The 8,841-nt window shown below is 40.0% G+C and carries 8 protein-coding genes; 2 read left to right on the top strand and 6 right to left on the bottom strand.

Annotated elements, in window-relative coordinates; all coding sequences use genetic code 11:
• Positions 1 to 103: 103 nt before the first annotated feature.
• The 6 genes from csrA to ribA form a co-directional block, all read right to left on the bottom strand.
• Positions 104 to 295, bottom strand: a complete 192-nt coding sequence (gene csrA / locus GQR46_RS12095; RefSeq protein WP_004587515.1) for a carbon storage regulator CsrA — start codon at positions 293 to 295, stop codon at positions 104 to 106.
• 91 nt (positions 296 to 386) lie between these two features.
• Entirely contained in the window at positions 387 to 1,604 is a 1,218-nt protein-coding gene (locus GQR46_RS12090) for an aspartate kinase (protein ID WP_165727243.1), read from the bottom strand.
• 6 nt (positions 1,605 to 1,610) lie between these two features.
• Positions 1,611 to 4,211, bottom strand: coding sequence for an alanine--tRNA ligase (gene alaS, locus GQR46_RS12085; RefSeq protein WP_165741086.1), 2,601 nt, complete (start codon positions 4,209 to 4,211; stop codon positions 1,611 to 1,613).
• A gap of 19 nt (positions 4,212 to 4,230) precedes the next feature.
• The gene (locus tag GQR46_RS12080; RefSeq protein ID WP_165741085.1) at positions 4,231 to 4,683 is read right to left on the bottom strand and encodes a regulatory protein RecX; all 453 of its coding nucleotides are present in this window, start codon (positions 4,681 to 4,683) and stop codon (positions 4,231 to 4,233) included.
• Positions 4,683 to 5,513 carry a hypothetical protein gene (locus tag GQR46_RS12075; RefSeq protein ID WP_165741084.1) on the bottom strand — a complete coding sequence of 277 codons (831 nt, stop codon included), beginning with the start codon at positions 5,511 to 5,513 and terminating at the stop codon, positions 4,683 to 4,685. The genes GQR46_RS12080 and GQR46_RS12075 overlap by 1 nt, the downstream gene beginning before the upstream one ends.
• A gap of 81 nt (positions 5,514 to 5,594) precedes the next feature.
• Complete coding sequence (gene ribA, locus GQR46_RS12070) at positions 5,595 to 6,218, bottom strand: GTP cyclohydrolase II (RefSeq protein ID WP_165741083.1); 624 nt, start codon at positions 6,216 to 6,218, stop codon at positions 5,595 to 5,597.
• A gap of 251 nt (positions 6,219 to 6,469) precedes the next feature.
• Here ribA and GQR46_RS12065 point away from each other — a divergent pair, with 251 nt between their 5' ends.
• A complete protein-coding gene (locus tag GQR46_RS12065) occupies positions 6,470 to 7,582 on the top strand; it encodes an energy transducer TonB (RefSeq protein WP_165727240.1) in 1,113 nt (370 codons plus the stop codon).
• 92 nt (positions 7,583 to 7,674) lie between these two features.
• On the top strand, positions 7,675 to 8,790 hold the full coding sequence (locus GQR46_RS12060; protein WP_165741082.1) for an energy transducer TonB: 1,116 nt from the start codon (positions 7,675 to 7,677) through the stop codon (positions 8,788 to 8,790).
• Positions 8,791 to 8,841 lie beyond the last annotated feature (51 nt).

The raw sequence follows: 8,841 nt of genomic DNA, 5'->3' as shown, positions 1-8,841 counted from the left end.
AAATCCCCGCTAATTTCTTAGCAGGGATTTGTGTATAAGAGACAGCTCAGTGAGTGGCTTTTAGTCTAGTTGAGCTAATTACTCAACTACGTATACGTGTTGATTAAGCATTGCCCGGATTAGGGTTCGACTTTTCAGCTTGTATGCGCATGTAAATCTCTTCACGATGCACTGATACGTCTTTTGGTGCATTAACACCGATTCGAACTTGATTTCCTTTAACACCTAGAACAGTAACTGTTACTTCGTCACCAATCATTAGGGTTTCACCTACTCTACGAGTTAGTATTAGCATTCTCTTGCTCCCATGTTCCAATAAAAATTATAAGATTCCGCTTAAACATACTAATGAAAATTAGACTGAAAAGTAAGTAAAAACTCTCAATCTATCCATTTTCTGTTAAAAATGCTTTGTGTAATGCACGAACTGCCAACTCTAGGTACTTTTCATCTATTAAAACTGAAATTTTAATCTCAGAAGTCGAGACTAAAACTACATTAATATTTTCCTGCGCTAATGCATCAAAAAATAAACTTGCTACACCAGAATGCGATTTCATACCCATTCCAACAGCAGAAACTTTAGCTACTGTTGGTAATCCGCTTATATTTTGAGCACTGAGTTGAGCTTGATCTTCGCTCAATAATTCAAGTGCTTGCAGATAATCATTCGAGTGCACAGTAAAAGCATAGTCTATTTTTTCAAAGATATGATTAACTTGATTAATCATATCTATTTCGATGCCATTATCAGCAAAAAGTTTCAATATTTTTGAAAGATATTGCGTACCGCTTGGCACACCATCTACTTTAATTAAACATTCGTCACAATTAAACGCAATCCCCGATACCACCTTGCTTGGCATATCGTTCTCCTCAAAACTTATTAATGTGCCTTCATCAGGATTAAAACTAGAAAGCACCCTAAGTGGCACATTGTGTCTACCTGCAGCTTCTACCGAGCGAATATGCAAAACTTTTGCGCCTAAACTTGCCAGCTCCAGCATTTCGGCAAAAGTAACTTGGCTCATTCTGCGCGCGTTTGGTTCAACACGAGGATCTGTAGTATATACGCCGTCAACGTCTGTATAGATCTGGCATTCGTCGGCTTTTATAGCCGCTGCTATTTCTACAGCCGATGTATCGGTGCCGCCGCGTCCAAGCGTTGTAATATTGCCCTCAATATCACGTCCCTGAAACCCAGCAATAATAGCAATACGATTATGCTCAAGCTCATGCTTTAAGCGCGTAGCAGCAACCTCTTCAATACGGGCTTTACCAAACATGTTGTCGGTTTGAATATTGACTTGATCGGCTAATAAGCTCACCGCTGAGTGGCCACGTTTGATAATAGCCATAGCAAGCAGTGATACAGAAACCTGCTCTCCGGTGCTAATAAGTACATCTAGTTCACGGCTACTCGGGCGAGTATCAATTTGTTTGGCGAGGTTAATTAAGCGGTTGGTTTCTCCCGACATAGCAGAGAGAACCACAACCACTTGATGTCCTTGTTGTCTGGTTTTAACAACAAGGTCGGCGACTGCTTCAATTCGCTCTATTGAGCCGACCGAAGTGCCACCGAATTTTTGAACAATAAGCGCCACTTAGGCTTAAGTACGCTCAGTTAACCAAGCTGTAACGCTATCTAGTGCAGCAGCAAGGTTTTGTGGTTCACTACCACCGGCTTGTGCCATATCTGGACGTCCGCCACCTTTACCACCTACTTGACCTGCCATATGGTTAACTAACTCACCGGCTTTTACCTTGCCTGTTAAGTCTTTCGTTACACCGGCAATTAGGCTTACTTTGTCGCCACTGGCAACACCCAGTGCAATAACACCTGAGCCAATCTTGTTTTTAAGGTCATCAACCATACCGCGAAGCGCTTTAGATTCAGTACCTTCAACGTTTGCTACAAGTAGCTTAACGCCATTAATTTCAACAATCGAATCAAGTAAAGACGCGCCCGCTGCACTTGCTAGCTTATCGCTAAGCTGTGCAATTTGCTTTTCAAGACCTTTAGATTTTTCAAGCAACGCAGTTACTTTTTCAAGTACCGATGCGCTATCGCCTTTAACTAAAGCTGCAACATCGCTAAGTTGTTGCTCTTGCTCGCTAACGTACGCTACAGCATCTGCACCGGTTACGGCTTCAATTCGGCGAACACCTGCGGCAATACCACTTTCAGATACAATTTTGAATAAACCAATATCGCCAGCGCGCTCAACGTGCGTACCACCACAAAGCTCAATAGAGTAGTCGCCAATAGTAACTACACGTACTTCGTCATCGTACTTTTCGCCAAATAACGCCATAGCACCTTTCGCTTTAGCATCATCAATAGCCATAAGCTCAGTATTGAGTGCAAAGTTACGACGAATTTCGTCATTAACTACACGCTCAATTTCACGTAGCTCATCTTTAGTAACGGCTTCAAAATGCGAAAAGTCAAAACGTAAACGATCTGGCTGAACAAGTGAGCCTTTTTGGCCTACATGCTCGCCTAATAGTTGGCGTAGTGCTTCGTGTAAAATATGCGTAGCGGTATGGTTTTTCTTAATGCTGTCGCGGCGCGTATCATCAATAGTTGCGTCAACTTTGTCATTAACACCAATACGGCCTTGTACAGTACCGTGGTGAGCAAAAGCATTACCAAGCTTAGTGGTATTAGTAACATTAAATTCGCCACCAGCAACTGTAATAGTACCCGTGTCACCCGTTTGACCGCCTGATTCAGCGTAAAACGGTGTGCGGTCTAGTACTACAATACCTTGTTGACCATCTTCTAATAATTGCACAGCTTCGCCGCCAGCAAAAATTTCAACCACGGTCGCGCTGTGATGCGTGCTGTCGTAACCTTTAAAGTCAGTGTGTTTATCTGATTTTAATTGGTCATTGTAATCAGCGCCAAACTTACCCGCTTGTTGCGCAGTTTTACGTTGCACGGCCATGCACTCTTCAAAGCCTTGATGATCAATTGTCATCTGGCGCTCACGCGCAACATCGGCCGTTAAATCAGCTGGAAAACCGTACGTATCGTAAAGCTTAAATACTAAGTCGCCCGGTATAATATCGCCTTTAAGGTCGCTTAAGCTTTCTTCTAAAATAGCTAAGCCACGTTCAAGTGTTTTACCAAACTGTTCTTCTTCAATGCGTAATACTTTTTCGATAATTTCTTGTTGCTTAGCAAGCTCAGGGTACGCTTGACCCATTTGCTCAATTAGCGCAGCAACTAATTTATAGAAAAACGAACCTTGTGCACCTAACTTATTACCGTGGCGCACAGCACGACGAATAATACGGCGTAGTACATAACCACGGCCTTCGTTAGATGGCATAACACCGTCTGAGATCAAAAACGCACACGAACGAATATGATCCGCCACTACACGTAGTGACTTATCGTCCATATCTTGTGCATTAGTAACACTTGCAGCAGCGGCAATTAAGCCTTGGAATAAATCGATTTCGTAGTTTGAATGCACGCCCTGCAAAATAGCAGAAATACGCTCAAGGCCCATTCCCGTATCAACAGATTGCTTAGGCAGAGGCAACATTGTGCCGTCGCTTTGACGGTTGTACTGCATAAATACCAGATTCCAAATTTCGATGAAACGGTCGCCATCTTCCTCTGGAGAGCCCGGAGGTCCGCCCCAAATGTGTTCGCCATGGTCATAAAATATTTCAGAACACGGACCACACGGACCGGTATCGCCCATAGACCAAAAGTTGTCTGAGGTAGCAATACGAATAATACGATCCTCAGATAAGCCAATGTCTTTTGACCAGTACTCAAACGCTTCTTCGTCATCGTGGTAAATAGTTACTAGGAGCTTTTCTTTTGGTAGTTTTACTTCTTCAGTTAAAAACTCCCATGCAAACTTAATAGCTTCTTGCTTAAAGTAATCACCAAAGCTGAAGTTACCTAACATTTCAAAAAATGTATGGTGGCGAGCAGTGTAGCCTACATTTTCTAAATCGTTATGCTTACCGCCAGCACGTACACAGCGCTGCGAGCTAGTCGCACGTGTATAAGGGCGGCTTTCTGCGCCTAAAAATACATCTTTAAATTGCACCATGCCGGCATTGTTAAATAACAACGTGGCATCGTTACCCGGAATAAGCGAGCTTGAAGGTACAACTTGGTGTTGTTTGCTGGCAAAAAAGTCTAAAAACTGTTGCCTAATTTGTGCGGTAGTCATGTGCTGCATTTGAAAGTCTCACCTGTATTTACTGTGCTTGCATTGCAAAATTAATTTCATCGTAGCTAAAACCCCGATACATTAAGTAGCGCACGCGCTTAGCTTTGTCTTTGTAATCGAGATCGGCCGGTGTATTCGAATATTTTTTATTGTACGCATCCTGCGCAAGCTCAAACCAATCTACTTCAAGCTCCTCTACTACTAATTCAAGTAGCGAACGATCAATCCCTTTGCCCATAGCTTCGCTTTGTATTCGCTTAAGCCCGTGGCATTTAAATATGTGTTTTCTTACAAAGCCTTCACAGTATCGCTGCTCGTTAATAAAATTATGCTTTTCGCACCAATCAAGCAAGTTTTCAATAAACTCTTCTGTAGCTTCTTTTTGCTGTAGCTTAAGCGTTAACTCACGACGCGAATATTCTTGGCGCCCTAGTAACCAAAGTACATAATTTTTTAGCTTTTGCTTTAATTTATCATCCATTAAGCGTCAAAACGCCCGCTTTCTTCACTGCTAAGAGGCTTAACATTAATGTCGTCACTTGGTGGTACAACAGGCATAAAAATGGCTTGATAAGATACAAAAAAGCTAATGTAGCAAATTGGCATTAAAATCAACAGTGGTAAGAACGATAAGAACATCGAAAGCGCCATAAATAATGCGCAAATAAGGCCAAAAACGCCAAGTGGCAAAATGTTATGATAAAACACCATTAACGATTTTTTAAGCGCCGTTAAAATACTTTGTTCATTATTGAAATATACCAAAGGCCCTGCGTAAGCAAATGAAGCTAAGTAAACGAATAGAGCAATCAAAAATAAAATCATATTAATTACCGGAATACTACTCAAAATGCTTTGAAATAATTGAGTGATTTGGGGCATAGTTATATTGGGATCACTTAATATAGCAGCTGTATTAGGATCATTGATAACAGCCTCAGCCTGAAGAAATAACACTTTAGCTAAAAACTCCAACACAAGTGCAATACTCATTTGAATTAATGCTAAGCGAAATAAACCTATCCGATTCCCTGTACTTGAAAATACTTTGAAAATATCAAAGAGGATAATTTTTCCACCTTGCTGTTTTGTTAATACCGCTCGATAAAACCCGATTGTTAAAAATGAAATTGGCAATAAAGCAAGTACTTGCAATTTTTGAGGTAGTACTATTGCAAAAAATAAGTTAGATATACCTATAAATAAAAACATCGCGATAAAGGTTGCTGGCTGGGTTTTAAAAATAAGCCATCCGGCTTTTAACCACTTTAGCCCTGCATCGGCTTTAAAAATTCGTAATTGTGTAGACATACTTGCTCTTAATTTAAAACGAAACACGCCAAGTATAACTTGGCGTGAGGGGGTATTAATAGACGAAACGTAATTAAATACTTAAGGTTTTTTAATTTTCTTAATATCTAACATGTGCGCGCCATGCTTAATTTTAGTTTCTAGGTACGACTTGTTACCCGCAACACCCGCTTTAATATGCGCATGCGTGCCAACAACCGAGTCAACATTAATACCGGCATCTTTTAATGCGTTAAGCTTTTTAGGATTATTGGTCATTAATTTAACGTGGCTTAAATTAAGCGCATTAAGCATTAACACCGCATCCGAAAAATCACGTAAATCATCAGCAAAGCCTAAATGATTATTAGCTTCGTAGGTGTTCATACCCTGCGATTGCAATACGTAAGCATCAATTTTGTTGTATAAACCAATGCCACGGCCTTCTTGGCGTAAATATAATAAAATACCGCCTTGTTCGTGCATCATTTCAATACATTCATTTAGCTGCTCGCCGCAATCACAACGCGATGAGTAAAATACATCACCCGTTAAACACTCAGAATGCATACGAATAAGCGGTACATTTTGCTCTGTATCAGCGTTGTTAAACACCATAGCAATATGTTCTTTACCATCTTTTAAATCAGTAAATGAGATTATTTCTGCAGGGATATCACTATTTTTGCCAACATTAAGCTGGACTCTTGCTCTTACTTGCGCCACGACAAATCCAAATATTTAAATAACTACGACACGACAATAAAGTGATAATATCACAAAATAGGATAAATACACCGTAGTACAAGACTGTTTATGGCAATTATATGGCGACGACAGGCGTTATTTTCAATGATTGTTAAGCAATTAATAACCCGAATATTACAACTTCGCTTGTTTACTTTAATTTACCTAAAATAATGACAGACCTTGATAGTTTTGGTAATTTTATGGGCTAATAAATAATAGGGATTATTATGAAGCACCAACAGCTCGCCATATCAATAGGATTAAGCTTATTAGCCTTTGCTAACTACACTTTCGCAAACCAAGTAAATAGCATTCAAGTTGTATCTGCAAACGCCGAAGAAACTGACTCAGCATTCGTTGCAGCCAAAGAACAAGCTGAAAAAGAAGCACAACTTGCTTATCAAAAAGGGCTCGCTCTATATGGAGAAAATAGCAATGAAACGGCAAAGCTTGCTATTAACTACGCTAAAGCCATCAACAGTTATGTTGCAAAGAACCTTGTGGCTATAGGGTATGGTAATGAAGAGAAACGGTTTGATTTGTATTCACAGGCCCACCGTATTTTAGTTAAAAACTATGGCGAAAACTCAATAGAGACTATGGATACGCTACTAGCCAAAGCCACTCATACGAATAAATCAGATACCGCAGTCAAAAACTTTAAGCAACTCATTAAAATCGCTGAATTACAAAATGACCCTGGCCTTGTCGCTAATATGCAATTTGAAGCTGCAGAAACATTACTTTATGGGTTTAGCCATAGCGAATATTCTTTAGCGAAAAAATACGCTCAAGATGCAGATAAATATTACCAAGCCCAGCTACCTGATAATGCAGTAGAGCGTATAAAGTCTGACCTTTTAATGGTTTCATTTGAGAGTGGCCGTAAAGATTACGACAAAGCAACTAAAAGGCTAAACCGTATAGTTGGCTTATTTGATAAATATAAAAATTTAGATCAAAGCTTTGAGCTTAATGCGCATGTTGGCTTAGTTCAGCTATATGAAAAACAAGATGAAAGCGATAAAGCGACTAAACACGCCTTAGCCTTTGCTAAAAATACGCACTGGAAAAATACCTCAGAGCAAAATCCACTCTACATAACCGAGCCTATATACCCTCGCGGTGAAACTAAAAGTCATGTAATAGTTATATTAGAGATTACTGTTGATACCCATGGCTTTGTGAAAAATCCTAAGGTTATTAGTTCTGAAGGTTCTAAAGCGTTTGAAAAATCAGCGATAGCCGCTGTTAAACAATGGCGTTACGCTCCAAAGTTTAAAAATGGAAAACCTGTAAATGCAACAACTCAAGCTGAACTGTATTTTGAACGCCTTTAAGTAGTTTTACCATTCAGTCAAAAATTATATTAATAAGAAACTGTTGTAATTACGTCAACCTAGTTTCAATTTAAAAGTTAATAGGGATTATTATGAAACGTCAGCAACTCGCTTTATTTATAGGCTTAAGTTTATCTGCTCTAAGCGCAACAACTTTAAGTACTACAGCACTCGCCAGCCAAGCAAGCGATCCTCAAACGGTATTTAGCCAAGCATACCAAAGCTATTTAGCAGCAGTTAAAGCAGACAAAAACGTACAACAAACTGCCAAACTTGCTTACACATCAGGTAAAGCCGTTTACGGTAAAAGCGACGACAATACTGCCAACTTAGCTATTAATTACGCTAAAGCAATAAAAGGCTACGGCGATGAGCTAAACGAACAGCGTTTTGCACTCTATAACGAAGCCCATACTATTTTAGCTGCAAACCACGGTAAACTATCAATAGAAACAATTGATGCACTACTCGGCCAAGCTAACTACACAACATCAGCTTACAAAGCAGCTAACTTTTTAGAACAAGTAATTGAAATAGCTAAAACACAAAATAAGCCTAAGTTTGTAGCCGACATGAAACTAGAAGCGGCAACGCTGCTTGCTAAAAAGTTTAGCTCTAAAAAATATCGCGTAGCTAAAAACTACCTAGAAGAAGCCGACGAATACTACCGTGAAAATATTCCGAGTAGCTCGGTAGAGCAAATTAAAGCCAATTTTTTAATAGCCTCATTTGCCGAAGGTAGTAAAAAATATAACCGAGCAATTGAGCGATTAAACAACATAGTTACCGCGTTTGACGATAACTTAAAATACGATCACAGTGCTGAGCTAACCGCTCACTCTAAACTGGTAGGTCTGTACGAAAAACAAGGCAAAAGCGAAGAAGCAACTAAACATTGCCTCGCTATCGCTCAAATGGTGCCATGGAAAGAATCGCAAGAGCAAACACCACTCTATCGTGTTAATCCTAAATACCCAGCGCATAAAGCCCGGTTTAGTACCGATGGTAGCGTTGTTATGGAGTTTGAGGTAGACGCAGCTGGCTTTGTAAAAAACCTAAAAGTGCTTAGTTCTGAAGGTGGCAACGCATTTGAAAAGTCAGCCCAAGCAGCTGTTGAGCAATGGCGTTACGCACCAAAGTTCGAAAATGGCAAACCCGTTAGCGCTACTTCTCAGGTACAACTCGACTTTAAAATTAACCGCCACTAAAAGCTAACACCGATCAGTTAAGGTATTTTTGATCGGTTGACCGATCTTTTG

Source organism: Pseudoalteromonas sp. Z1A6 (assembly GCF_011378745.1).
GTDB classification, from domain to species: domain Bacteria; phylum Pseudomonadota; class Gammaproteobacteria; order Enterobacterales; family Alteromonadaceae; genus Pseudoalteromonas; species Pseudoalteromonas arctica.
This window is presented reverse-complemented; position numbering and strand designations above follow the sequence as displayed.